This window comes from Massilia solisilvae, assembly GCF_024753215.1.
In the GTDB taxonomy this organism is placed as follows: Bacteria; Pseudomonadota; Gammaproteobacteria; order Burkholderiales; family Burkholderiaceae_D; genus Telluria; species Telluria solisilvae.
The window spans coordinates 832,463-854,422 of sequence record NZ_JANUGV010000002.1 but is presented as its reverse complement, the minus strand read 5'-3'; the positions used below and the strand labels follow the sequence as shown (position 1 = coordinate 854,422).

27 protein-coding genes and 1 pseudogene are annotated in these 21,960 nt (G+C 63.5%); 15 read left to right on the top strand and 13 right to left on the bottom strand.

The features are described 5' to 3' along the window. Positions 1 to 30 precede the first annotated feature (30 nt). Both NX773_RS12030 and NX773_RS12025 read left to right on the top strand, forming a co-directional pair. Positions 31 to 492 (top strand): hypothetical protein, encoded by a 462-nt coding sequence (locus tag NX773_RS12030; RefSeq protein ID WP_258856552.1) that lies wholly within the window; start codon positions 31 to 33, stop codon positions 490 to 492. A gap of 76 nt (positions 493 to 568) precedes the next feature. Then, the gene (locus NX773_RS12025; protein ID WP_258856551.1) at positions 569 to 1,114 is read left to right on the top strand and encodes a DUF3617 domain-containing protein; all 546 of its coding nucleotides are present in this window, start codon (positions 569 to 571) and stop codon (positions 1,112 to 1,114) included. A gap of 115 nt (positions 1,115 to 1,229) precedes the next feature. On the opposite strand, the gene NX773_RS12020 is transcribed toward NX773_RS12025, so the two are convergent. Then, positions 1,230 to 2,066: a branched-chain amino acid aminotransferase gene (locus NX773_RS12020; protein ID WP_258856550.1), complete on the bottom strand. Its 837-nt coding sequence runs from the start codon at positions 2,064 to 2,066 to the stop codon at positions 1,230 to 1,232. 145 nt (positions 2,067 to 2,211) lie between these two features. Between NX773_RS12020 and NX773_RS12015 the strand changes: the two genes are divergently transcribed. Both NX773_RS12015 and cls read left to right on the top strand, forming a co-directional pair. Beyond that, a complete protein-coding gene (locus NX773_RS12015; protein ID WP_258856549.1) occupies positions 2,212 to 4,302 on the top strand; it encodes a site-specific recombinase in 2,091 nt (696 codons plus the stop codon). Between the two features lie 35 nt (positions 4,303 to 4,337). Continuing rightward, positions 4,338 to 5,687 (top strand): cardiolipin synthase, encoded by a 1,350-nt coding sequence (gene cls, locus NX773_RS12010; RefSeq protein WP_258856548.1) that lies wholly within the window; start codon positions 4,338 to 4,340, stop codon positions 5,685 to 5,687. A gap of 46 nt (positions 5,688 to 5,733) precedes the next feature. Here cls and NX773_RS12005 read toward each other — a convergent pair whose 3' ends face one another. Next, a complete protein-coding gene (locus NX773_RS12005) occupies positions 5,734 to 5,964 on the bottom strand; it encodes a hypothetical protein (protein ID WP_258856547.1) in 231 nt (76 codons plus the stop codon). Positions 5,965 to 6,355: 391 nt separating this feature from the next. Between NX773_RS12005 and NX773_RS23615 the strand changes: the two genes are divergently transcribed. Both NX773_RS23615 and NX773_RS12000 read left to right on the top strand, forming a co-directional pair. Beyond that, on the top strand, positions 6,356 to 6,664 hold the full coding sequence (locus tag NX773_RS23615) for a PadR family transcriptional regulator (protein ID WP_370662246.1): 309 nt from the start codon (positions 6,356 to 6,358) through the stop codon (positions 6,662 to 6,664). Further along, positions 6,664 to 7,020 carry a hypothetical protein gene (locus tag NX773_RS12000; protein ID WP_258856546.1) on the top strand — a complete coding sequence of 119 codons (357 nt, stop codon included), beginning with the start codon at positions 6,664 to 6,666 and terminating at the stop codon, positions 7,018 to 7,020. Before NX773_RS23615 ends, NX773_RS12000 begins: the two co-directional genes overlap by 1 nt. Before the next feature lie 102 nt (positions 7,021 to 7,122). Here NX773_RS12000 and NX773_RS11995 read toward each other — a convergent pair whose 3' ends face one another. Genes NX773_RS11995 through NX773_RS11985 form a run of 3 tightly spaced genes read right to left on the bottom strand, consistent with a single transcriptional unit; the run spans position 7,123 to position 9,473 of the window. After that, entirely contained in the window at positions 7,123 to 7,959 is an 837-nt protein-coding gene (locus tag NX773_RS11995) for a metallophosphoesterase family protein (protein ID WP_258856545.1), read from the bottom strand. Positions 7,960 to 7,968: 9 nt separating this feature from the next. Continuing rightward, entirely contained in the window at positions 7,969 to 8,859 is an 891-nt protein-coding gene (locus NX773_RS11990; protein ID WP_258856544.1) for a diacylglycerol/lipid kinase family protein, read from the bottom strand. Next, the gene (locus tag NX773_RS11985) at positions 8,856 to 9,473 is read right to left on the bottom strand and encodes a phosphatase PAP2 family protein (protein ID WP_258856543.1); all 618 of its coding nucleotides are present in this window, start codon (positions 9,471 to 9,473) and stop codon (positions 8,856 to 8,858) included. The genes NX773_RS11990 and NX773_RS11985 overlap by 4 nt, the downstream gene beginning before the upstream one ends. 237 nt (positions 9,474 to 9,710) lie before the next feature. Here NX773_RS11985 and NX773_RS11980 point away from each other — a divergent pair, with 237 nt between their 5' ends. The 3 genes from NX773_RS11980 to NX773_RS11970 all read left to right on the top strand — a co-directional run bounded on the left by NX773_RS11980 (position 9,711) and on the right by NX773_RS11970 (position 12,162). Beyond that, positions 9,711 to 9,923 (top strand): hypothetical protein, encoded by a 213-nt coding sequence (locus tag NX773_RS11980; RefSeq protein ID WP_258822077.1) that lies wholly within the window; start codon positions 9,711 to 9,713, stop codon positions 9,921 to 9,923. Positions 9,924 to 10,010: 87 nt separating this feature from the next. Beyond that, the gene (locus tag NX773_RS11975; protein WP_258822078.1) at positions 10,011 to 11,021 is read left to right on the top strand and encodes a sulfate ABC transporter substrate-binding protein; all 1,011 of its coding nucleotides are present in this window, start codon (positions 10,011 to 10,013) and stop codon (positions 11,019 to 11,021) included. 118 nt (positions 11,022 to 11,139) lie between these two features. After that, positions 11,140 to 12,162: an SDR family oxidoreductase gene (locus tag NX773_RS11970; protein ID WP_258856542.1), complete on the top strand. Its 1,023-nt coding sequence runs from the start codon at positions 11,140 to 11,142 to the stop codon at positions 12,160 to 12,162. On the opposite strand, the gene NX773_RS11965 is transcribed toward NX773_RS11970, so the two are convergent. Next, a complete protein-coding gene (locus tag NX773_RS11965) occupies positions 12,121 to 12,558 on the bottom strand; it encodes a hypothetical protein (protein ID WP_258856541.1) in 438 nt (145 codons plus the stop codon). The two genes, NX773_RS11970 and NX773_RS11965, sit on opposite strands and share 42 nt — an antisense overlap. 146 nt (positions 12,559 to 12,704) lie before the next feature. Further along, positions 12,705 to 13,637, bottom strand: a complete 933-nt coding sequence (locus tag NX773_RS11960; RefSeq protein ID WP_258856540.1) for a porin — start codon at positions 13,635 to 13,637, stop codon at positions 12,705 to 12,707. Positions 13,638 to 13,882: 245 nt separating this feature from the next. On the opposite strand from NX773_RS11960, the gene NX773_RS11955 reads away from it, so the two are divergent. Next, the gene (locus tag NX773_RS11955) at positions 13,883 to 14,059 is read left to right on the top strand and encodes a hypothetical protein (RefSeq protein ID WP_258856539.1); all 177 of its coding nucleotides are present in this window, start codon (positions 13,883 to 13,885) and stop codon (positions 14,057 to 14,059) included. Positions 14,060 to 14,124: 65 nt separating this feature from the next. On the opposite strand, the gene NX773_RS11950 is transcribed toward NX773_RS11955, so the two are convergent. Beyond that, on the bottom strand, positions 14,125 to 14,820 hold the full coding sequence (locus NX773_RS11950) for a VIT1/CCC1 transporter family protein (protein WP_258856538.1): 696 nt from the start codon (positions 14,818 to 14,820) through the stop codon (positions 14,125 to 14,127). Positions 14,821 to 14,829: 9 nt separating this feature from the next. Further along, positions 14,830 to 15,261: an EamA family transporter gene (locus NX773_RS11945; RefSeq protein WP_307728527.1), complete on the bottom strand. Its 432-nt coding sequence runs from the start codon at positions 15,259 to 15,261 to the stop codon at positions 14,830 to 14,832. A gap of 122 nt (positions 15,262 to 15,383) precedes the next feature. On the opposite strand from NX773_RS11945, the gene NX773_RS11940 reads away from it, so the two are divergent. Beyond that, a complete protein-coding gene (locus NX773_RS11940) occupies positions 15,384 to 15,806 on the top strand; it encodes a CBS domain-containing protein (protein ID WP_258856537.1) in 423 nt (140 codons plus the stop codon). Positions 15,807 to 15,825: 19 nt separating this feature from the next. Here the strand turns inward: NX773_RS11940 and NX773_RS11935 are convergent, their stop codons facing one another. Together NX773_RS11935 and NX773_RS11930 are read right to left on the bottom strand one after the other, a co-directional pair. After that, positions 15,826 to 16,575, bottom strand: coding sequence for an SDR family NAD(P)-dependent oxidoreductase (locus NX773_RS11935; protein ID WP_258856536.1), 750 nt, complete (start codon positions 16,573 to 16,575; stop codon positions 15,826 to 15,828). A gap of 137 nt (positions 16,576 to 16,712) precedes the next feature. Next, complete coding sequence (locus NX773_RS11930; RefSeq protein WP_258856535.1) at positions 16,713 to 17,639, bottom strand: LysR family transcriptional regulator; 927 nt, start codon at positions 17,637 to 17,639, stop codon at positions 16,713 to 16,715. Positions 17,640 to 17,801: 162 nt separating this feature from the next. On the opposite strand from NX773_RS11930, the gene NX773_RS11925 reads away from it, so the two are divergent. After that, positions 17,802 to 18,914, top strand: coding sequence for an alkene reductase (locus NX773_RS11925; RefSeq protein WP_258856534.1), 1,113 nt, complete (start codon positions 17,802 to 17,804; stop codon positions 18,912 to 18,914). A 154-nt stretch (positions 18,915 to 19,068) separates the two neighbouring features. Here NX773_RS11925 and NX773_RS11920 read toward each other — a convergent pair whose 3' ends face one another. Next, on the bottom strand, positions 19,069 to 19,455 hold the full coding sequence (locus NX773_RS11920) for a zinc ribbon domain-containing protein (RefSeq protein WP_258856533.1): 387 nt from the start codon (positions 19,453 to 19,455) through the stop codon (positions 19,069 to 19,071). A 529-nt stretch (positions 19,456 to 19,984) separates the two neighbouring features. After that, positions 19,985 to 20,092: pseudogene (locus NX773_RS11915) on the bottom strand (tRNA (guanosine(46)-N7)-methyltransferase TrmB); the annotation flags it as partial. Between the two features lie 290 nt (positions 20,093 to 20,382). On the opposite strand from NX773_RS11915, the gene NX773_RS11910 reads away from it, so the two are divergent. Genes NX773_RS11910 through NX773_RS11900 form a run of 3 tightly spaced genes read left to right on the top strand, consistent with a single transcriptional unit; the run spans position 20,383 to position 21,933 of the window. Then, complete coding sequence (locus tag NX773_RS11910; RefSeq protein WP_258856532.1) at positions 20,383 to 20,877, top strand: Hcp family type VI secretion system effector; 495 nt, start codon at positions 20,383 to 20,385, stop codon at positions 20,875 to 20,877. An 8-nt stretch (positions 20,878 to 20,885) separates the two neighbouring features. Further along, positions 20,886 to 21,275, top strand: coding sequence for a CHAP domain-containing protein (locus NX773_RS11905; RefSeq protein WP_258856531.1), 390 nt, complete (start codon positions 20,886 to 20,888; stop codon positions 21,273 to 21,275). After that, complete coding sequence (locus NX773_RS11900) at positions 21,256 to 21,933, top strand: hypothetical protein (protein ID WP_258856530.1); 678 nt, start codon at positions 21,256 to 21,258, stop codon at positions 21,931 to 21,933. The genes NX773_RS11905 and NX773_RS11900 overlap by 20 nt, the downstream gene beginning before the upstream one ends. The last annotated feature ends 27 nt before the right edge of the window (positions 21,934 to 21,960 follow it).

The following is a 21,960-nucleotide window of genomic DNA, read 5'->3' as shown; positions in this document are numbered from 1 at the left end:
ATCCGGGCAATAATTCTGAGGAGCACACTTATGCATGGCTCATTCGATACGAGGGCGCTGGGGCCGGCCGCCAGCGCCAACGCCCTGTGGAACCCGACGGTTGCCGCGCTCTGGAGCATCGTCTTCACGCCCGCCTTCGGCGCCTGGCTCCTGATGCGCAACTGGGAAGCGCTGGGCGACGCCCGACAGGCGCTGGGGGCGCGCAAATGGTTCGCGTTCAGCATCGGCCTGCTTGCGGTGCGCCTGCTGTCCTCTGCCGTCAACGCGCGCGTCAACGGCCAGTCGAACCTGATGCACTGGGCCGGCTGGATGCTCCTGCTGGCCTGGTGGATTGGCGCCGCAGCCCCGCAAGCGCGCCTGTTGCACAGCCGATTTGGCGCCGACTACCCGCGCCATGGCTGGGACTATGCCTTGCTGCTGGCCGTGTTCGCCGGCACCGCCTACTGGATCCTGTCGGCCGGTTTCACCTGGCTGCTGGTGGCGCTGACCTGATTACCCCACCGGTGGTGCTGGATATTCCGGACGTAACCAGTGACAATATGGCACCTCGACTCAGGGAGACCGAACAATGAAATCGCATCGCTGCGCGCTTGCTGCGCTCGTGATCGGCGCGGCAGCCGCCCTGCCCGCTTCCGCCCAGAGCATCAAGCCGGGCCTGTGGGAAATGACCAGCAACATGGGCGGCCAGGCCGGCAACGCCATGGCCGAGCTGCAAAAACAGATGGCCGACATGGACCCGCAAGAGCGCAAGACAATGCAGCAGATGATGGCCAGGCAAGGCGTGCAGATGAGCGCCGGCGCGGGCGGCGGCATGGTCACCAAGATGTGCATTTCGCCGGAGATGGCCAAGCGCGGCGACGGCCTGATGCAGCAAAAAGGCGACTGCAGCTACAAGAACACGCCGATGGGCGCGGGCAAGTTCAAGTACACCTTCAGCTGCGCCAACCCGAAGACCACCGGCGAAGGCGAAGTGAGCTTTACCGGCGACACCGCATACAAGGCGAAGATGAAGGTCGTCTCCGGCCGCGAGACGATGACGATGGATGCCAGCGGCAAATGGCTGGGCGCCGATTGCGGTGCGATCAAGCCGCTGGCGGTGTCCAGGGCCAAATAACGTCGTTCCGGCGCAGGCCGGAACCCATACTGAGCGCCCGAAGCCGCAGCGGACAACCCGCCGATATCGTCACCGGAGCCTCAGCATGGGTCCCGCCGTTCGCCGGGACGACGCGCTAGCAGTTTTCAACAAACGCCAGGTACAGCTCGCGCGCTTGGCGCGCCACCGGCCCCGCCTCCAGCGTGCGGCCTTCGTAGCGGGTGCACGGCGTCACCTTGCCGTAATTGCCGGTACTGAAAATCTCGCGCGCCGTGTCCAGCTCTTCCGGCTTGACCGTGCGCTCTTCCACCTGTACCCCCGCCTCGCCCAGCAGCGCGATCACGCGTGCGCGGGTGATGCCGGCCAGGAAAGTGCCGTTGTCCACCGGCGTCACCACCTTGCCGTCCTGCGTCACCAGGAACAGATTGGACGACGCGAACTCGGCCACGTTGCCGGCCGCATCGAGCATGATCGCCTGGTCGAACCCGCGCGCCTTCGCTTCACGCATTGCACGAGTCGAGTTGGCATACAGCGCCGACGCCTTGGCATCGGTTGGCGCCATGCTCGGCTCCGGACGGCGCAGCGTGGACAGGCAGGCCGAGAACCCGGTGAACGCCGGCAGCGGCGCATCGAACAGGGTCAGGGCAAAGCCGGTCTTCTCCGGTTCCGGAATCAGGAAGCCTGCGGCGGCAAACACCAGCGGACGGATGTACAGCTCGGCGTTGGCGGGGAACCTGGCCACGCCATCGCGCACCAGCGCCTCCATCTCGTCCACCGTCAACGGGCAGCGCAGGCCCAGCTTGTCGGCCGAGCGCACCACGCGCTCCAGGTGCGGCCGCAAATCCGGCAGCCGCCCGCCCATCGCGCGCGCGCCATCGAACACCGACGAGCCCAGCCACACGCTGTGGTCCATCGCGCCGTACAGGGGGACGTTCCCCTCGTTCCATTGTCCGTTGAAGTAAGTCAGGTACATGCATTCCCCCAGTGTTCGACAAGCGTTAAAGTGTACCGCAGATACGCGACGGTTTCCGGGCGCCTATTGCTGAGTCTGTACGCTGGCGTACAAAGTTCCGGCGGCGCCCCGCGTACACTGTGCTTTTCGGCTTGGACCGGGTGCAATGCTCTCCATCCTCGAACGTATCGACCCGCACAGCGACCGCATCGACCTGCTGGTCGAGCTGGCCGACTGTCTGCGTCCGCCGCGCCCGAGCCTGCACGAGCAGGCGCGCCAGCGCGTGCGCACGCTCACCCAGCTACTGAAGGGAAATCCCGACCAGGCGGCGCGGCTGCGCGCCTACCTCACCACCCTGCTGGAGCGGCGCCGTCACACCAGCCTGTACAGCGAGGTCGGGGTGCTGTCGAATGACGGCTTCTTTACCGAGCTCAAGCGCCGCATCGCCTATCGCTTCCTGCCGCCGGCACTGGACGATCGCTACCTGTCCGACTCGCTCGAGGAAGTGCTGCGCTACGACACCGACTACCGCTGGATCCGCGCCGTGCCCAACGCCGACTGGCTGGCCCTGTTCGACGTGATCGCCGAGGCCGCCCCGCCTGAAGGCGGCGAGCCGGGCCGCGCGCGCTACGTGACCATCATGGGCCTGCTGGACGCGATCCGCACCCTGTCCTGCCGCGTCTGCGCGCTGGGGCTGGAGCCGCGCCTGGTGCATGCCTACCGCGAAATCGAGGATTTGCACTCGCCCTTCCTGATGCAAAACATCGAGGTCAACCAGTACCTCGACGAATACGGCCGCTACCTCGACGAGACCGGCGAGCAACCCGAGAACGCGCGCCCGGTGCTGGTCATGCTGGACCAGTGCGAGGAAGTGGTGTCCAGGGTGCGCAAGAGCGCGCTGTCGGGCGGGACCAGCATCGCGCTGACCTACCTGCTCGTCGCGCTCACCCAGAGCATCGACCGGCTCAGGAAGCTCCTGTTCCTCGTGGACGTGAGCGGCCAGCTGCCCAGCGCGCCGACGGTGGACATCGAGGCGGTCGCCAACGACGCCACCCCGCCATGGGCGCCGCCGGCCAGCCCGCGCCGCGCGGCCGCGATCGCGCTCGCACATGAGCTGATCGAGGCGCACACCACCAAGTACCACGTTACCGGGCTGGTGGCCGACAACATCGACCTGCTGGCGCGCAACGTGACGGAAAACGCCAGCCGCACCGGCGAACACTACATCGCCGAGCGCCGCGCCGACCTGCGCGGCATGTTCCGTTCCTCCGCCGGGGCGGGCTTCGTGGTCGGCTTCATGACGATGTTCAAGATCCTGCTGTCCTACCTGAAGGCGGCGCCGCTGGTCGAGGCGGTGCTGTATTCGCTCAATTACTCGCTCGGCTTCATGCTGGTGCACGTGCTGCACTGGACCATTGCTACCAAGCAGCCGGCCATGACCGCCCAGCGCATCGCGGCCGAGCTGCACAGCACGGATGGGCGCCGCATCGACGTCGATTGCCTGGCCGAGCTCATCAACAAGGTGTTCCGCACCCAGCTGGTGGCAGTGCTCGGCAACATCGTGACCTGCTTCCCCACCGCCTTCGTGCTGGCGCTCGGCTACCCCTACCTGACCGGCCACGAACTGGTGACGTCCGAGAAGGCGCAGCACCTGATTGCGGAAATCGACCCGATCCATTCGCCGGCCCTGCTCTATGCGGCCACGGCGGGCGTGTGGCTGTTCGTCTCGGGCCTGATCTCGGGCTACTACGACAACAAGGCGCTGTACACCCGCATGGGCCAGCGCGTGCGCCAGCTGCACCTGCTGCGCCGGCTGCTCGGGCCGCAGCGCCTGGCGCGCCTGGCCGGCTACCTGGAAGACAACCTCGGCGGCCTGATGGGCAACTTCTACTTCGGTGTGCTGATGGGCTTTACCGCCACCATCGGCTACCTGGTCGGCTTGCCGCTGGACGTACGCCACGTCACCTTTTCGTCCGCAAACTTCGCCATTGCGTTGGTCGGACTCGACTTCGACGTGGACCCGCAGACCGCCGCCCTCACCGTTGCAGGCGCCCTGCTGATCGGGGTGGTGAACCTGGTGGTGAGCTTTGGCCTGGCGCTGTGGGTGGCGCTGCGCGCCCGCAAGATCCGGTTCCGCCATGGGCTGCGCCTGCTGCGCGCGTTGGGCCGGCGCCTGCGTACCGCGCCGATCGTCTTCCTGATCGGCCCCAGCGACGCCGACCTGGCGCAAGCGGACCACACGAAAGGAAGAAAATGATCCCGGAACGCTGGGTCAGGTGGCTGGCAACGCTGATGCTTGGCCTCGTTGTCATATCCTGCAAGACATTGCCCGATGCCAGCGCCCTGCCCGAACAGGCTCGCAAGGCGTCCCCGACCATCGCCACGCCCGATGGCAACATGCCCCCGCAGCAGGCCGCGCAACTGCTTCAGCAGCGCTGGGCCAACGCCGGCACCGACCTCAAGATGCTGGCGGTGCTGGAGGAACAGGCCACCGGCGTGCCGCTCATCGCCGGCAACCGGGTCACCTTGCTGTTCGACGGCCCGGCCACGATGCGCGAGATGATGGCCGCGGTGCGCGCCGCGACCAATTCGATCAACCTCGAAACCTACATCTTCGACCAGGACCCGATCGGCCTGCAGTTCGCCGACCTGCTGATCGACAAGCGCCGCCAGGGCGTGGTGGTGAACGTGATGTACGACGCGGTCGGCACGCTGGGCACCCCGCAGGCCTTCTTCGACCGCATGAAGGCGGCCGGGATCACCATGCTGGCCTTCAACCCGGTCAACCCGACGCAGCGTCCCGGCAAGTGGGAGCTCAATAACCGCGACCACCGCAAGGTGCTGGTGGTGGACGGCAAGGTTGCCTTCACGGGCGGCATCAACATCAGCAGCACCTATGCCAACAGCTCGTTCTTCCGCTCGCGCCAGAAACCGAGCCAGGCCGGCCACCAGAAAGTGGGCTGGCGCGACACCCACATCAAGATCGAAGGCCCGGCAGTGGCCACGCTGCAATGGGCCTTCATCAACAACTGGGTGCGCCAGGCCGGCGGCGAGCTGCCGCGCGCCAACTACTTCCCGCTCCTGCAGGCGGCGGGCGACAAGATCGTGCGCGTGCTGGCGACCGAACCGGACCACGATTCGTCGATCTACAAGTCGCTGCTGTTGGCGCTTGGCGAAGCGAAGAAATCGATCCACATCACCCAGGCCTACTTTGTGCCGGACCAGCAGGTGATCGACGCGCTGTGCGCGGCCGCGCGGCGCGGCGTGGACGTGAAACTGGTGCTGCCGGGCGTGTCCGACCACAGCCTGGTGTTCCATGCCGGGCAGGCGTTTTACGATGAGCTGCTGGAGAGCGGCGTGAAGATCTATCAGCTGCAGGTGGCCGTGCTGCATGCCAAGACGGCGGTGATCGACAGCGCCTGGTCCACCATCGGCTCGGCCAACATCGACCGGCGCAGCTTCATCCACAACTATGAGCTGAACGTGGTGGTGATGGACCCGGCGTTCGGGCGCGACATGGAGAGCGCTTTCAACGAGGACCTGCGCGACTCGAAGGAGGTGACGCTCGCGCAGTGGCGCAAGCGGCCGCTCAAGGACCGGTTCATGGAAATGATCGGACGGATGGCGGAGTACTGGATCTAGAACCCTGACCACACCGCCCAGGATATCGATCGACGAATCTTTGCCATCAAGTCAAGCTCAGGTCACTAGCGAACGTCCTGATCAGGAAGAAGGTGACGAGTCCCATGGCAAGGAGCGATAGCACGAAGACTGCGGCCACCATGCCGCTGGCGCGTAACACTGCGCGCTTCTCCGACGCCTTCTTCCCTTGATCGTAATGCCACTTGATGGCGAAGAACATGCCCGTGCCTAACACGAGAATCTTGAACGTCAGGAGGGCTACAGGAATCCAATCCATGATTTTGAGTCTTTCCGGGCTAGTACTTGACACTATCGATCTTGGGAGCACCGTCCGAAGTCCGCGATATGTCTATGGCTTGGTGCAGACGTGTTGCTGCACACTCTGAGTCATTCTACTTAAAAGAAATTTCCATACATTTAGACAAAATGTCCCAGTTGCAAACGATGCAAGATTAAAATCCGCCAATCCGGTTGCCGTGACTGGCCGTGTGCGGCGGCGGCTCCAAATCGCCGCGGTCTTTTCTGTTAAATGAATCCAGAGACAGTCGGAGCACGCGAAGGCCTGCTCCGGGTGGGCTACGACCCCAGCCAAACGACCTTTACCGGCCAGGAGCGGCCACTACATTACGACGCTTGCCATATTATCTCTATATATGTAGACTTATGACATGGCACGTATCAGACCCCCGTCTCCTCAAACCCGGAAGCTTCTCGCTACCCTGCTAGCCCAACGTACTCGGTGGCAGCACGGATATGACCTGTCTGAGCAGACCAGTCTCAGTTCGGGAACGCTCTATCCCATCCTTATGCGGTTGAGCGATAGAGGTATGCTTGAGTCGAAGTGGGAGCCATCCGAGCATGAGGGGCGACCGCCCAGGAAGCTGTATCGTCTCACCGCTGAAGGGGCCACGTACGCGACCGAGCATGCGGGACATGAATGCATCAGCCCTGGACTCCTGTCGTCAGGTCACGCGTGATGTCTAAAAAGTTTAATGGGCTAATCAGCTCTATCATCGTCGTTCGGCTGGTGATTTGGATAATGCCGCCGCATCGTACGGGCTGGGCACACGAAATACTCAACGAGCTCGCTTACATTGAAACGCGTCGGGCGGCGGCTCGATGGATTATCGGAAGTACGCTGCTCGCCATCAGAGAACGAGTCACCTACCAACTGGAGCATGCATTTATGAACATCAGGATCATCAGAACCTCGCTCATCCTTGTTGCTATCGCAGTCAGTGTTGTCGCGGGCACGTATGCCATTCAAAAACCATATCAGCAGGAACGAATTAAGTTCACTCTCCATCGATTACTGGATGCCAAGCAAGCATAAGTGAGCAAGGACGGCTAGGTCGGCTTCGGGTCGGTTGCGGTCACTCGGCAAGGACCGCTACCGCACAGTAGCGGGCCAACCGGCCAGGCACCGTCCCGACCGCTAAATGCCCGCCGCGTACAGCCCGTCATTGTGCTCCGTCCACACATTGCCGCTGCGGAGGAACTTCTCCGTGCTCATCAGCTCGAACTTGCCGCCGACCACGTCCCACCCGTAGCGATCCACCTCCACCCGCTCGTGCTCCACCCGTAGCACGTTGAACGAATTGACCTCGCCCCGCCCGCGCGTCGAGGTGGCGGTACCGGCTTGTACAACCAGCGCGGCGTAGTCGCCCATCTGGTAGCGCTCGGCCGTGCTGCCGGCATGGCTTGCGTGCAGGTGCCCCGCCATCAGCACATCCACGCCGGACTGCGCGAACGCCTGCATCGCCATGCCCGCGCGCCCGACGATGTCCTTCTCGTCGCCATGCTCGGGCAGGTCGAACGGATGGTGCGTCACCACGATGCGCGTCACCCTGGGGTCCAGCCCGGCCAGCTGCGCGCGGATCTGCGCCACCTGTTCCTCGTTTACGCGGCCGTCCTTGAAGGTGAGCGAGCGCGCCGTGTTCACGCCCAGCACCGCGATCTCGTCGTCGATGTACACCGGCGCCAAATCTTCTGTGATGTAGCGCTTGTAGCGCTTGAGTGGCTCGACGAAACGGCGGAACACATTGTAGAGCGAGATATCGTGGTTGCCGGGCACGATGATCTGCGGCCCGGGCAGCGTGTCGAGCCAGGCGCGCGCCTGCTCGAATTGCTCGCTCTTGGCGCGCTGTGTCAGGTCGCCGGACACCACCACCACGTCCGGCGCGATGCGGTGCACGAAGTCGCGCAGCGGGTCGAGCAGCGCCGCATCGACGCGGCCAAAATGCAGGTCAGACAGATGAACCAGGGTGCGCATGGTGTCTCCTCATTCGGGCACGATGACGGTCAGCGCGCCGGGCCGCACCCGGTAGCGCAAGGGGCTGTCCATGATGGTCACTTCGCCGTCGGTCGCCACGCGGATACGCGGCCGCAGCGTGGTCACCTCCATCTCGGCGGCGAGCAGCACGTCGAAGTCGCGTTCCTGCGCAAGCCTGCCCATCAGCGCGCGCAGCGCGAAGCGCAGCAACCCAAGCCGGCCGGGGCGCTGCGCCACGTACAGGCTCAGCACGCCCTGATCCAGGCGTGCGCGCGCGCCGATGGAAAAGCCCTGCATCGTGTACTGGTTATTGCCGATAAAGACAAAGGGCGTGCGGCGCGCGAGGCGCTGGCCTTCGACGACCAGCCGCACGGACAGGAAAGGATAGCGCCGCAGTGCGGCCAGGCTCGCCCACGCCGCAGCCAGCCATTTGCCGCGGCCCAGGCGCCGTTGCTGCTTCTCGCGGTCATGCACGATGTCCGGGTACAGGCCGAGACTGGAATTGTTCAGGAAGATGCGCCCGTTGACTTCGCCCACGTCCACCTGCCTGGGCCGGCCGGTGGCCAGCGCGCGCACCGCCTGGTCCAGCGCGAGCGGCATGCCAAGATCCTTGGCGAAATGGTTGAGCGTTCCCAGCGGCAGCACGCCGAATGGCCGGCCAGTGCCGACCAGCACCGAGGCCACCGCGTTGATCGTCCCGTCGCCTCCACCACCGACGACGAGCTCGGCATCGCTTCGGGCTGCCTTGCGCGCGGCATCGATGATGGCGGCGCCGCCGTCTGCCAGCGTGACTCCCGCCTCGATGCCGGCCGCGCCAAACTGCTCGCGCAGGGTGCGCGCCGTGTCCTGGTCATGGCCGCTGCCGGCGCTGCCATTGACGATGACGGCGGCCTTCCTCATGCGCTCTCCCGGCCCGCCCGGTGCCGCCGCAAGCTCGAGCCGCCGCTCACGCAGATCGCCAGCCACGCGCAGCCCTCCGCCACAGCGGCGAGCACATCGGACAGGTAATGCACGCCCAGGTACATGCGCGACAGCGCGACCAGCGCCACCGCCAGCGTTGCCGCGGCGACGATCAGCGGGACATGCCAGCGCTGGTGGGTGCGGGTGATGAGATAGCAGGCTAGCATGCCGTACAACACGGTGGCGCTGGCCGTGTGCCCGCTGGGAAAGCTGTAGGTCGAGAGCGTGAGCAGCGGATCGTCGAAGTGCGGCCGTGCGCGCTGGAAGATGTGCTTGAGCCCAACGTTCAGCAGCATGCCTCCGGTTACCGCCAGCAGCGCGGTCAGCATCCAGTCGTAGGCCCGCTTGCGGTACAGCCAGCCGGTGAACACGGCAAGCATCGCAATGATCCCCCACGCGCTGTGCATCCAGGTGATCGCGAGCATGAACCGCGTGAAGCCGACAGTCGCATTGACATGGAACCAGTGTGCGAGCGTACGGTCCAGCACGGTAACCGTGCCGCCCTCCATGACGGCGTCCGCAATGTCGGAAAACACCCAAGCTGCCGCGAGCATCAGCAACAGCCCTACTGTCAGGTGCAGGCCGAGGGCGCCATCCGGTGACAGCCGGGCCTGGAGGAATCGCTGGAGTGGGAAGGTTCGTGCGCGCATGCGGTGGACGTTGGGGCTGTTGGCGAAAAAACCACAACATTTTATCCGAACTGTCTTTTTGTACAGTACCTGTGGATTTATACAGTAGTTGTGTTATTCTTTCCTCACCTGATCAACACTACTTGAAAAAAGGAAACCGACATGACCACCCTCAACAGCTCTTTCGGCATGCAATACGCACCGACCCCGTTCCTGCTGCGCCTGGGCCGGCGCGAGCTTCTGGTCACGCGCGACTTCCGCAAGCGCTTCTACCCGGTCAACCCGCTCATCGAGTGCGACACCGGCGTGGAACCTGGCCATGTCGAGATCCTGCTGTTCGGCCGCTGGCTGCTCATCTTGTCCAAGGCGCAGTAAAAAGCGCATATCCATATCGGAATTCATTCGTGTTCTTCCGAACGGGGCGGCAGTACTCTGCAGTCATCCCGTTACCGAAAGAGCACCATGTTTATCCGAAAAGCACTTCATTCGCTGGCCGCGCTTGCGCTGCTGGCAGGTTCACCGGCCTTCGCGGCCGACATCACGCTGCTGAACGTGTCGTACGACCCGACGCGCGAGCTGTACCAGGAATTCAACGCGGCCTTCGCCCGCCAGTGGAAGGCCAAAACCGGCGACAACGTCACGGTGCGGCAGTCGCATGGCGGCTCGGGCAAGCAAGCGCGCGCGGTGATCGACGGCCTGCAGGCCGACGTCGTCACGCTTGCGCTCGCCTACGACATCGATGCTATCAGCGAACGCGGCCTTATCGCGCACGGCTGGCAGCAGCGGTTTGACGGCCACAGCGCGCCTTACACGTCGACGATCGTGTTCCTCGTCCGCAAAGGCAACCCCAAGCATATTCGCGATTGGGGTGACCTGGTCAAACCGGGCGTGCAAGTGATTACGCCGAACCCCAAAACTTCCGGCGGCGCGCGCTGGAACCACCTGGCCGCCTGGGGTTACGCGCTGCGCCAGCCCGGCGCAACCGAAGCGAGCGCAAAGGAATACCTGGCAAAGCTCTACCGCAACGTGCCGGTGCTCGACTCCGGCGCGCGCGGCGCCACCACCACCTTTGTCGAACGCGGCATCGGCGACGTGTTGCTTGCTTGGGAAAACGAAGCCCTGCTCGCGCAAAAGGAACTGGGCCAGGACAAGTTCGAAATCGTGGCGCCGTCCGTCAGCATCCTGGCCGAGCCGCCGGTGGCGCTGGTGGACAAGGTGGTCGACAAGCGCGGCACGCGCAAGGCGGCCGAGGCCTACCTCGCCTACCTGTACAGCGACGAGGGCCAGCAGATCATTGCCAAGCACTACTACCGCCCCGCCGTTGAACGCTTTGCCCGCAAGTATGCCGGCCAGTTTCCGGTCGTGAAGCTCTTTACCGTGGACGAGGTCGCCGGTGGCTGGGCCAGTGCGCAGAAGCTGCACTTTGCCGACGGCGGCCTGTTCGACCAGATCTACCAGCCGGGAAAAAAGTGACTTGAAATCGTGGCACTGGCCACGATCATGACTGTTCATGAAGCAGCACAGGCCGGCCCGGCCGCGAACCAACCGCGGCCGGGCCGGTCCTTCCCAGATACCCATCGAGGAGGAAGCCATGGCAGTCAATCTTCGCAAGATCAACGAACAGGTGATGGTGATCACCGGCGCCACCAGCGGCATTGGCCTGACGACCGCGCGCATGGCGGCAAGCCAGGGGGCGCGGCTGGTGCTGGCCGCACGCAGCGCCGACGCGCTCGACCAGTTGGCCAGCGAACTGCGCCGGCAAGGCTCGCAAGTGGCCACCGTTGCAGCCGACGTCGGCAAGCAGGACGATGTGGAGCGCATCGGCCAGGCCGCGATGGAGCGTTTCGGCCGCATTGACACCTGGGTCAATAACGCCGGCGTTTCCATCTACGGCAGGATCGAGGAAGTACCGATCGAAGACCAGCAGCGCGTGATGCAGACCAATTTCTGGGGCGTCGTGTACGGCTCGCTGGAAGCGGTCAAGCGCATGAAGACGCGCGGCGGCGGCGCCCTCATCAACCTGGGCAGCGAAGTGTCGACCCGGGCCGTGCCGTTGCAGGGCGTGTACTCGGCCTCCAAGCACGCGGTCAAGGGCTATACCGACGCGCTGCGCATGGAGCTGGAGAAGGAAGGCGCGCCGATCTCGGTGACGCTGATCCGGCCGTCGGCCATCGACACCATGTTCACCGTGCACGCCAAAAATTACATGGACAAGGAACCGACCCTGCCCCCGCCGGTGTACGCACCCGAGCTGGTGGCCGAGTCGATCCTGCACGCGGCCCGGCATCCCGTGCGCGACGTGTTCGTCGGCGGGCACGCCAAGTTCGCGTCGGTCGGCGATTTCACGATGCCGCGCGCGCTCGACCGCTTCATGCAAGCCTTCGTCTTCCGCCAGCAGCAGACGGATGCGCCTGCGGCGCCGGGGCGGCGCGACGCCCTCTACGCGCCCGATCCGGCCACCGAGCTGCGCGAGCGCCAGGGCATGCCGCGCAGCGTGCACGAGCACTCGCCTTACACCGCGCTCGCACGCCACTCCGGCCCGCTGAAGACCGCCCTGCTCGGCGCCGGCGCGCTATTTGCGTGGAGTGTGCTGTCCCGGCGGGCGGCTCGATAGGAATTCGGTGTCCTCGTCACTGAGCGGCGTGTCGGGGATCACCTCCACGTGGTCGGTCGAAATGTCGGAGCCGGCCTCGGCAACGGTGTCGCGGCCGGCACTGGCGCGCTCGCCCGTGCCGCCGTAGTCGCTGTCGGACGAAAAATTGGCGTCGCCAATATCCGGGCCCGCGGTTTCGCCCGCATGGCTGCTCTCCATGTCCGAGGTAGTGCCCTCGTCCAGGTTGATCACCTGGTCGTCATCCAGATTGTCGGCAAAGCCGTGGCCGCCGACAACGTCGCTGCCGGTATCGGAAATGTCGCTCGGGCCGAGCGAATCGATTCCCTTGCCGCGGCCAAGGCTGCGGTCCGGGCGTTCCGGAAAGTTGTCCGGGTCAAGCGTGCTGCTGCCAGTCATGATGTCTCTCCCTGTGAAGCAAGCCGTGGCGACGACGGAGACACGCGCACGCAGGTGCGCGCAATGCGCCGCGCCGGGGCGTTGCGGATGGTGGATGCCATCGCCACAGGCTACCGAATTTTCAATTGACGCGGCGCAGCGTAGCCTCAGAAGGCGTGCCGCATGCCAAAGCTCAGGGCCGAGCTGGTGCGGCCGGGCGCATCGTAGCTGGTGCGCGGCTGGCCAGCGGCGCTGAGGTTCTGTGTGTGCGACCAGGCCGCGTAGAAATCGGTATGACGGTCGACCGCATACGACGCCCCCAGCGCGAACTGGTTGGCGTCGCGGTTGGCCGGGTCGCGGTCGTTCTTGTGGACGAAGGAAGCGAGCAGCGTGGTGGCACGCCCGACCGGCACTGCCACGCCGAACAGCACGTCGCGGCTGTCGGTGGACGGCGTGGTGGCCATCGACGCGCCATAGGGATTGTCGGGGTTGAACAGCGGCGTGCTCCCCCAGCCGTTGTTGGCGCTGAAGCCGGCGTAGGCCGTGCCCCAGCCAAAGCGCATGTTGGCCGCAATCAGCGAGTTCTTCGCTTCCATGTTGTTGCCGGCCAGGTCGTACAGCCGCACCTTGGCCACGTGCCGGTTCTGGTGCGCCGCGCGCAGCGTGAGCGGGCCAAGCTGATAAGCCAGCGACATGCCCCAGGCCCGGTTGCCGGGGTCGCGGTAACTCGTGTCGCTGGAGTACGATGCGCCGGCGGAAAACCCCTTGACGGGCGGGCTGTGGAACTGCATGGTGCCGTCGGCGCGCCGGTTGCCGTTGGCGATGACGCTGGCGGCGTGGCCGGCCGCGTCTCCGCCAGACGGCTCGCCCACGTCGGCCAGCGCGAGGTAGTCGAGGCTGTACTCGCGCCCGGACGGCGGCAGCATCGAACCACCCATGTACGGCGCCCCCGGCAGCACGCCCGGCAGCGGCACGGCCGGAGGACGTGCTGCAGCGCCAGCCGGGTCACGCGTGTAAAACGCAACCCCGTCCTGGGTCTGCGCGCACGCAAACGCCGCGTATCCTCCAAGAGCAGCGAACACTAGAATTGACGGTTTCATGGCGTGGCCTCTTTACGCCTCTACCTTATCCTCTTTGCCAGCGGATTCATCTGTCCAAAATCCCACAAACCATCCCTCAAATGTTCTCGTTTTTTTGTCGGCATTCTCTGACGACACAAACGCAACAAAAACGTGTCCCGGAAAGCACGCTCCTCCCTTGCAATCTGCACGAAAAACAATGCCTCGAATAAATCAAGGACAAGAAAAGATGAGACACCGCGCCCGTTCGCTGCGCGTATTGAGGTTTGCCATCTGCACCGCCCTGTTCCCGCTACCACACCGCCGTCAACCCGGAATTCGGCTCGCTGGACGACTTCAAGGCGCTGGTGAAACAGGCGCACGGCATGGGCATGCACGGCGTTCAAGGTGCTGGCCGTGCTGACGGTCACGCTGCCGACTACCAGATCGACACCAGGAAATAAGCGCTGCCCGCGCTACGTGCGTGACTCGGCACGTAACGCGGCCTGTACCAGCGCTGGGCGCCGACTCAAGCGGGCGCGCCGAACATGATGCCGACCAGCGCCGCCGCCGCCATCGACAAGGCGCTCCAGAACGTCACCCTCGCCACACCCGGGCCGACGGGCGCCCCGCCTGCCCGCGCGGCGACCCCGCCAAGCACCGCCAGGAACACCAGTGAGGCCACAACCATCACCGGTATCAGCTGCTCGTGCGGGGTGAGCAGCACCACCAGCAGCGGCATGAACGCGCCGGCCGCGAAGCTGAGCGCGGACGCGAACGCGGCCTCCAGCGGCCGCGCCGCCAGCGTCTTGGAAATCCCCAGCTCGTCGCGCGCATGCGCATCGAGCGCGTCGTGCCCCATCAGTTCGGTGGCGACCTGCTTGGCCAGCGCCGGGGCCAGCCCGCGCTGCACGTAGATGTCCGCCAGCTCGCGGTGCTCCGCCTCCGGTTTCTGGCGCAGCTCCATGCGCTCGGTATCCAGCGCGGCTTTCTCCGTATCGGCCTGCGACTGCACCGACACGTACTCGCCGGTCGCCATCGACATGGCGCCCGCCACCAGCCCGGCCAGCGTGGCCGTGACGATGCTGCCGTGGCTGGCATGGGCGGCAGCCACCCCGAGCACCAGGCTCGAGGTGGAGACGATGCCGTCATTGGCACCCAGCACGGCGGCGCGCAGCCAGCCGATGGACCCGAGACGATGCCGTTCGCGGTGTGGTGCTGGCATGAAAACCTCCTAGAACAAGATGATGACGACCGAGCCGGCCACGATCAGCGCACCGCCCAGCGCGACCTGCCAGGTCAGCTGCTCGCCCGCGAACACGATACCCAGCACGATCGCGATGGCGACGCTGAGCTTGTCCACCGGCGCCACCTTGCTCACTGGCCCGAGCTGCAAGGCACGGTAGTAGCACAGCCACGACAGCCCGGTCGCAATGCCGGACAGGACCAGGAACAGCCAGCTGTACGCCGAAATGCTTTCCGGCTTCTGCCACTCCGAGCGCATCGACAAAATGCCGGCAGTGACGACCATGATGACGATGGTGCGGATGAACGTGGCCATGTTCGAATTGATGCCGGCCACGCCAAGTTTGCCGAACAGCGCCGTGAGCGCGGCAAAGAACGCCGAGCCCAGCGCGACCAGGACCCAGCTGGGAAGCACTTTCATGAGTTCACCCTGCTTGATTGCGGAACAAGGCTATTGTCGCACCGAAAGCAGGAGGCTTCGCAATTTCACCGAAACTTTGGCGTCCGCGCCGATTCAAAAGGAGTGGCCCAAAGGAGACGACGATGCGACCGATTTCGGAAGTCATGACCCGCGACGTTGCCGTGATCCCGCCGGACGCGAGCCTGCAACGGGCCGCCGAGCTGTTGCGCGACCTGGATCTTGTTGCGCTGCCCGTGTGCCATGGCAGCCGGCTGATGGGCATGATCACGGACCGCGATATCGTCGTGCGCGCGGTAGCCCAAGGGCTGGCGCCGACCACCGCGCGCGTGGCCGACGTGATGAGCACTGACGTGCCGTGGGTGTTCGAGGACGAGCCGCAAGGCGAGGTCTTGCAACTGATGGGGGAACGCCAGGCCCACCGCCTTCCGGTCGTGAGCCGCGAGATGGAGCTGGTGGGCATGGTGTCGATCAGCGACCTGGGCAACGCCGGCGCGCAAACCGCGCCTGCGCCGCATGATCCCGGACGGCAGGCGCCGCCGCCCTAGCCTGCCTGCCCTGACCGTCTTAGCCGACGGTGTACCCTCCGTCGACAACAATCTCCTGGCCATAAATGTTCTTTGCCTCATCCGAAGCCAGGAACACGGAAGTTGCAGCAATATCGCCAGGCTCGCCGAACTTCCCTTGCATCAGCCGCGCATTGATCTGCGCCGCCACAGTGCCGAGCACATCTGCCGGCAAGCCGACCGTGCCCCACAACGGCGTCGCGATCGGGCCCGGCGCAATCGCGTTCACGCGGATGCCACGCGGCGCCAATTCCGCCGCCAGCGTCTGCGACAAGGACTTGAGCGCCGCTTTGCTGGCGCTGTAAATGGCAAGGCCAGGAAAACCGACCTGCGTCAGGAAGGTAGTGATGAACTGGATCGATCCACCCTTGCGAATATGCGGCACGAACAGGCGCGCTGTTTCGGCGGCGCCGAACAGGTTGACCGAGAACTGTTCGGAGAATGCCTCGGCGGTGCTATCGTCGAATCCCACGACGCGGGCAATACCGGCGTTCGGGACCAGGATATCGATGGCGTCGGTGTGCTTCAGGACCGATTCGACCAGTTGACGCAAGTCGGCCTGCCGGGTCACGTCGCCGGTGATCGCAACGACCTGGCCGGGGTATGCCGCTTCCAGGGATTTCAGCGCCTCGGCATTGCGCGCAAACGCGAACACCTTCGCGCCTTCGGCCACGAATCGTTCAACAATCGCGCGCCCGATACCGCTGCTTGCGCCCGTTACTACAGCGGTTTTCCCGTCCAGCCGTTTCATATGCTTCTCCAAAAAAGGAAGTGTGTGAGGTTGCAGAAGTCAACGAAAACGACTCTACCATTAAACATGCATTCAATCTACATGTTTAAAGTCGAGCTGTCTGAAAATGAACAGAGATCAAGGAACCAGGCGCGAAACTAGTCCTTGGTGATGGACTTTGACGCGGTCTCGGTCAGCATCTCGCCAATGTCGGGGTCCTGGCGAAACGCATCTGCAAAGAAGGACACGAAGTGGTTCACCTTGAGCGAGGGCCGCCGCGCGGGCTGGAAGACCACGTTCAGGGGCAGCGACGGCGGCCGGTACTGGGTCAGGATGGGCTTGATGCGGCCGTGGCGAATATCGTCGCCATAGATCCACTGCGTCGAATAGCTGATGCCCAGGCCCTCGCGCACGGCCTGACGAATCGCCTCCGAACTATTCGAGCGGAAGTTGCCGCCGATGCGTACCACAATGTCGGCATTGCCCTCATCCTTGTAAATCCATTCGTTGATGTTGGCCAGCCCGGTATAGACGAGGCACTGGTGATGCGCCAGCTCGGACGGATGGCGCGGCTCGCCGTAGCGGGCAAGATAGGCCGGTGAGGCGAGCGTGGCGCGATGGGCCGTGCCGATGCGCCGCGCGATCAAGCGGCTGTCCTTGAGCTCCCCCACCCTGAACGCGACATCGATGCCGGCGCCCACCAGATCGACGAAGCTGTCGTCCAGCTGCAGCTCGACCTTGATCTTCGGGTAACGTTCGTAGAATGCAGCCAGCCGCGGCACGATATGCAGCCGGCCGAACGCGGCAGGCGCGGCCACCCGCAGCAATCCCGATATCTCGTGTTCGGCGCGGTGCACTTCCAGCCGCGCCTCCTCCAACGTATCCAGCACCTGCCGGCAGCGCTCGTAATAGAGCCGCCCGGCTTCGGTTAGCGAGTGGCTGCGGGTGGAGCGCACCAACAGCTTGGTGCCCAGGTGCTTTTCCAGCGCCTGCAATTGCTTGCTGACCGCGGGCTGCGTCGTCATCATCTCGCGCGCAACCGCCGAGAAGCTGCCGGTCTCCACGATCCGGGCAAAGGTTTCCATCCACCGCAGCCTGTCCATTATTGGCCCATTTATTCCTGCAAAGAATAAATTATATCCCCGGGCCTGCCTCTTTTATTCTGGGTGGAATGTCCATAATTCCAATCTTGCGCCCGGGCCACGGTCCTGGGCCGCTGCCCGATTACAGAACAAGGAAGAGAAACAATGACGAATGCCGCAAACCCAGCAGACGCAGCACTGAGCAAACTGTTCCAGCCCACCCGCATTGGCGACATCGAGATTGCCAACCGCGTGGTGATGGCGCCGCTGACCCGCAGCCGTGCCGACGAAGCCGCCGGCGACGTTCCCGGCAGCGAAATGAACATCGAATACTACCGCCAGCGCAGCAACGCCGGCCTGATCATCAGCGAGGGCACCCAAGTGTCCCCGGTCGGCAAGGGCTACATGGCCACGCCGGGCATCTATTCGGACGCACAGGTGGAAGGCTGGAAGCCGATCACCCGCGCCGTGCACGAAGCGGGATCGAAGATCCTTGCGCAGATCTGGCACGTCGGTCGCGTGTCGCACCCGGACCTGACCGGTGGCGTGCAGCCCGTGGCGCCGTCGGCGGTGAAGCCGAACGTGACCGCGTACACCCACAACGGCAAGGTGGACGCGCCCGAACCGCGCGCGCTGTCGCTGGAGGACATCAAGCAGGTGGTGGCGGAATATCGCCGCGGCGCCGCCAATGCGATCCGCGCCGGCTTCGATGGCGTGGAGATCCACGGCGCCAACGGCTACCTGATCGACCAGTTCCTGCGTGACGGCACGAACAAGCGAACCGACGAGTACGGCGGCTCGGTCCAAAATCGTGCGCGCTTTGCGCTGGAAGTGGTGGACGCGTGCATCGCCGAAATTGGCGCCGGCCGCGTCGGCATTCGCCTGTCGCCGGTAACGCCATCGAACGACATTTCGGACAGCAATCCGCAAGCCGTTTTCGGTTACTTGGTTGAAGAGCTCAACAAGCGCGGCATCGCCTTCATCCATTTCGTCGAAGGCGCCACCGGCGGCGCGCGCGACGTGCCGGGCTTCGATTTCGCCTGGGCGCGCAAGACGTTCAAGGGCGCCTATATCGCCAACAACGGCTATGACCGGGCGATGGCAATCCAGGCAGTGGAATCGGGCCATGCAGATGCGGTTGCTTTCGGGCGCCTGTTTATCGCCAATCCGGACCTGGTGCTGCGTTTGAAGAAAAATGCGCCGCTCAATGTGCCGAACCCGAAGACGTTCTACACGCCGGGGCCGGTGGGCTATACGGACTACCCCGCACTCGGCTAAGCCGCCAGCGCTAGTTGATGCAAGTGCTCAAGGAGTCGTGCCTGGGCACTTGCGTCCTTCTGTCGCTCGATCATTTGCTGTAGAGCTTGCCCGGCCATTATCCGGAGACAGAACCGCTTAGCGCGATAGCTGAATCGTCCTCTGAGCAAAAGCGTTATCTAGGGACACCGGCTGCGCCGCATTCGTCGCTTTCGGTCTGCTTCCAAACCTTGTAGTTGGCGTCGTCTTTGGCCTGCAGATATGCGGCGGCGACGAAACCAGCCTGAACACACTTATCCATTGCAGAGCCAGATGTCTTTGCGATCTCGTATTGTTTGACGGCGTCGTTAGCAACTTGCATCTCAATTTTCGCCATGTCTCGGGCTGCTTGCCGCTCTAGTCCACCGCCAAAGTAGAACCAGATAGCAGCGACGGCCACGATGCCTCCAACTACCGCAGATGCCTTGTTTGCACTGTTTTTTGGGATCACCCCGCAATGCGGGCAGGTTTTTGCTTCACTGCTAATTTGAGCGCCGCATTCGTGGCAAGCTTGTAGGGGCATTATTCTTTCTCTTCGAAGCTAAGGGAAGTTCAAATGCCATGAATGGCATCAAAATTTCCGCTAGGAAACTGGTGCGCGCTGGCCGATACGTTGCTGGGGTCAGATCCGGCAACACGACAGACGTGAACCAAACTTTTTGCGCCCCTTCCTGCCGAATCCGCCCCTGGCTACCGCTCTATCGATGCAGGCTGCGCTAGTCTCTGCATTGTATCTCTGCCTGCACAGCAGTTCGATTTTGGCCTTTGCCCGATGTGCGCCCGTCTCTTGCTACCACCGCAGGTTGCGCAGATCTGTGATTATATTTCTGGATGCGCAGTAGTTCGATTTTGGCACATTGCCGGATCTGCCCCCGGCCCCGCTTCGAGGGCGCGCTCCAGCAACAGCGAGAAGCGCAACCGTTGTCCCAGGCGGAACTGCATCACCTTCAGATAGGAATCGACCAGGCCGAATTCTGTTTCCAGCTTGCCGCCAGCGTGATCGCCGTGCGGGACTGCTCGCGGCAGCCGCGCAGGAACAGCGCCCAGGTGGGCTACTTCTTCACAAACATCAGGTCCCAGACGCCGTGACCCAGCTTGAAGCCGCGGTTCTCGAATTTGGTCAGCGGGCGGTATGCGGGCTTCTTGGCGTAGCCGTCGGCCTCACGTGCTGGGGGCCTCGTCGCGATCCGCGTACCGCTTGAAATGCGCTGAAAGAGGCAGGGACACGCTTTTCCTCTACCACGGTTGACCTCGGCTAGGTTGGCGCGCTCCGTCTTCGGTTGATGTCCGTCGTCTGCGCAATTGACCGCTGCCAACTCGGCTCGTAGCACAACGGGCAACAATGGTCCGTTCATTTCTATTCCGATGGCACTGCCCAGCCGCTGCGTGGTCCGCAACCGTCAGGCCGGCCCGCCCCGAAGTAGTCCAACCAAACAGGAGAAGAATCATCATGGCCGTGGACGCATATCTGCAAATCGAGGGAATCAAAGGCGAGTCGATGGACGACAAGCACAAGGACTGGATCGAATGCCTGGACGTGGACTTCGGCGTGGAGCAACCGAGCAGTCCCGTCGTTTCGACCAGCGGCGGCCATACGTCGGCGCGGGCCGAATTCGATGAGGTCGTGGTGGCTAAGCTCACCGACCTATCCACCCCGCTCTTGCTCCAACACTGCGCGATGGGCAAGACCATCCCGAAGGCAAAATTCGAGTTCTTCCGCGCCGACGGCAACGGCGAGCGGGTCAAGTATTTCGACATGGTGCTGGAACATGTACTGATCGGCTCAGTGAAGCCTGGCTTAAAACCGACGGGCGGAATGCAAGAGCACTTGCAATTAAAATTCGCCAAGGTGACATGGAAGTACACCCAGCAGAAAATCAGTGGCGGCGTTGGTGGCAGCACCATGGGCGGCTGGGACCTTTCGGCAAACAAGGTCATCGCTTAGGTGCGGCCATGCCAGCCGTCGATGTAGACAAATTCACGGAGCATTTGCGCAAACACGCGGACAACAAAGGCTTCGGCAAAGGACGGTGTGCTTCCTTCGTGAGACTAGCACTCGCGACAGGGGGCTACAGGCCAGCAACATGGCCCGTTCACGCCAAGGATTGGGGACCTTCAATGTTGCGTGCCGGGTTTCACACGGTGAAGGTCGACGATCTGGCAACATTCAAGCCAATGAAAGGTGACGTGGCGGTGATACAGGCAACAACGCATCACAAGAGCGGTCACATCCAAGGCTTTGACGGGAAAAACTGGATATCCGATTTTGTGCAGAAAAACGGATTCTGGCCCGGTAACGAGTATCGCCAGGAGACCCCGGACTATGTCATCTACCGTCCTTAGACGCGCGCTCGCTTGCGCATCGCTTGCCCTGGTCAGTACCGCTGTTCTGTCCAAGGAATCTAAGCCCGCACTTTCGTGCGAAACTGCAAAGGTTGAACGGGCCGTGCTCCGACAAGCGCCCAAGGGCGCACGTCGTGTGGAAACGCATGTGTTGGAGGTCACGACGAACAAGGGACGAAAGCGATTTGTCGATAAACCGCCATATGATGACGGCGACATGGGCGGCTTACACTGGCGCTACTGCGGGTACAACGCTCAAGCCAAGGCTCATCTAATCGAAAAGACGGATGAAAGCTCATATTCCGGGGATCTCTTGTTCGATGAGACCGGGCGCTTAGTGCATGCTGGGCACACTGTCCTGTTCTCGCCCGACGAAAAGGAGTTCTTGGCGATCGAACAAGAAGACGGCGTGGATGGTGAGAATTGGGCCGTCTACAAGGCCGACGGGAAGGTCGTGTGGAAAGGCTACGCCGGAACAATTGCCAAGGTAGACGGGATCGACAGTGTTGTATCCACATTCGATCATCCTCAGTGGAACAAGCAAGGCGAACTGACGGCGCGGTTTGTTTGCGCGTCTTCCAAAGCCCACGGGTTAGTCACGTTAGCGCGGTCGCAGTCCGGCGATCTAAGTTGGCGCGGTCATGGGAAATGTTCGTGACGTTATGTGAACGCTTTGGCCGGTAAG

Coding starts and splice junctions, on each gene's coding strand:
- NX773_RS12030 (WP_258856552.1), top strand. CDS start 31: ATGCATGGCTCATTCGATACGAGGGCGCTGGGGCCGGCCGCCAGCGCC.
- NX773_RS12025 (WP_258856551.1), top strand. CDS start 569: ATGAAATCGCATCGCTGCGCGCTTGCTGCGCTCGTGATCGGCGCGGCA.
- NX773_RS12020 (WP_258856550.1), bottom strand. CDS start 2,066: ATGTACCTGACTTACTTCAACGGACAATGGAACGAGGGGAACGTCCCC.
- NX773_RS12015 (WP_258856549.1), top strand. CDS start 2,212: ATGCTCTCCATCCTCGAACGTATCGACCCGCACAGCGACCGCATCGAC.
- cls (WP_258856548.1), top strand. CDS start 4,338: ATGCTTGGCCTCGTTGTCATATCCTGCAAGACATTGCCCGATGCCAGC.
- NX773_RS12005 (WP_258856547.1), bottom strand. CDS start 5,964: ATGGATTGGATTCCTGTAGCCCTCCTGACGTTCAAGATTCTCGTGTTA.
- NX773_RS23615 (WP_370662246.1), top strand. CDS start 6,356: ATGGCACGTATCAGACCCCCGTCTCCTCAAACCCGGAAGCTTCTCGCT.
- NX773_RS12000 (WP_258856546.1), top strand. CDS start 6,664: ATGTCTAAAAAGTTTAATGGGCTAATCAGCTCTATCATCGTCGTTCGG.
- NX773_RS11995 (WP_258856545.1), bottom strand. CDS start 7,959: ATGCGCACCCTGGTTCATCTGTCTGACCTGCATTTTGGCCGCGTCGAT.
- NX773_RS11990 (WP_258856544.1), bottom strand. CDS start 8,859: ATGAGGAAGGCCGCCGTCATCGTCAATGGCAGCGCCGGCAGCGGCCAT.
- NX773_RS11985 (WP_258856543.1), bottom strand. CDS start 9,473: ATGCTCGCGGCAGCTTGGGTGTTTTCCGACATTGCGGACGCCGTCATG.
- NX773_RS11980 (WP_258822077.1), top strand. CDS start 9,711: ATGACCACCCTCAACAGCTCTTTCGGCATGCAATACGCACCGACCCCG.
- NX773_RS11975 (WP_258822078.1), top strand. CDS start 10,011: ATGTTTATCCGAAAAGCACTTCATTCGCTGGCCGCGCTTGCGCTGCTG.
- NX773_RS11970 (WP_258856542.1), top strand. CDS start 11,140: ATGGCAGTCAATCTTCGCAAGATCAACGAACAGGTGATGGTGATCACC.
- NX773_RS11965 (WP_258856541.1), bottom strand. CDS start 12,558: ATGACTGGCAGCAGCACGCTTGACCCGGACAACTTTCCGGAACGCCCG.
- NX773_RS11960 (WP_258856540.1), bottom strand. CDS start 13,637: ATGAAACCGTCAATTCTAGTGTTCGCTGCTCTTGGAGGATACGCGGCG.
- NX773_RS11950 (WP_258856538.1), bottom strand. CDS start 14,820: ATGCCAGCACCACACCGCGAACGGCATCGTCTCGGGTCCATCGGCTGG.
- NX773_RS11945 (WP_307728527.1), bottom strand. CDS start 15,261: ATGAAAGTGCTTCCCAGCTGGGTCCTGGTCGCGCTGGGCTCGGCGTTC.
- NX773_RS11940 (WP_258856537.1), top strand. CDS start 15,384: ATGCGACCGATTTCGGAAGTCATGACCCGCGACGTTGCCGTGATCCCG.
- NX773_RS11935 (WP_258856536.1), bottom strand. CDS start 16,575: ATGAAACGGCTGGACGGGAAAACCGCTGTAGTAACGGGCGCAAGCAGC.
- NX773_RS11930 (WP_258856535.1), bottom strand. CDS start 17,639: ATGGAAACCTTTGCCCGGATCGTGGAGACCGGCAGCTTCTCGGCGGTT.
- NX773_RS11925 (WP_258856534.1), top strand. CDS start 17,802: ATGACGAATGCCGCAAACCCAGCAGACGCAGCACTGAGCAAACTGTTC.
- NX773_RS11920 (WP_258856533.1), bottom strand. CDS start 19,455: ATGCCCCTACAAGCTTGCCACGAATGCGGCGCTCAAATTAGCAGTGAA.
- NX773_RS11910 (WP_258856532.1), top strand. CDS start 20,383: ATGGCCGTGGACGCATATCTGCAAATCGAGGGAATCAAAGGCGAGTCG.
- NX773_RS11905 (WP_258856531.1), top strand. CDS start 20,886: ATGCCAGCCGTCGATGTAGACAAATTCACGGAGCATTTGCGCAAACAC.
- NX773_RS11900 (WP_258856530.1), top strand. CDS start 21,256: ATGTCATCTACCGTCCTTAGACGCGCGCTCGCTTGCGCATCGCTTGCC.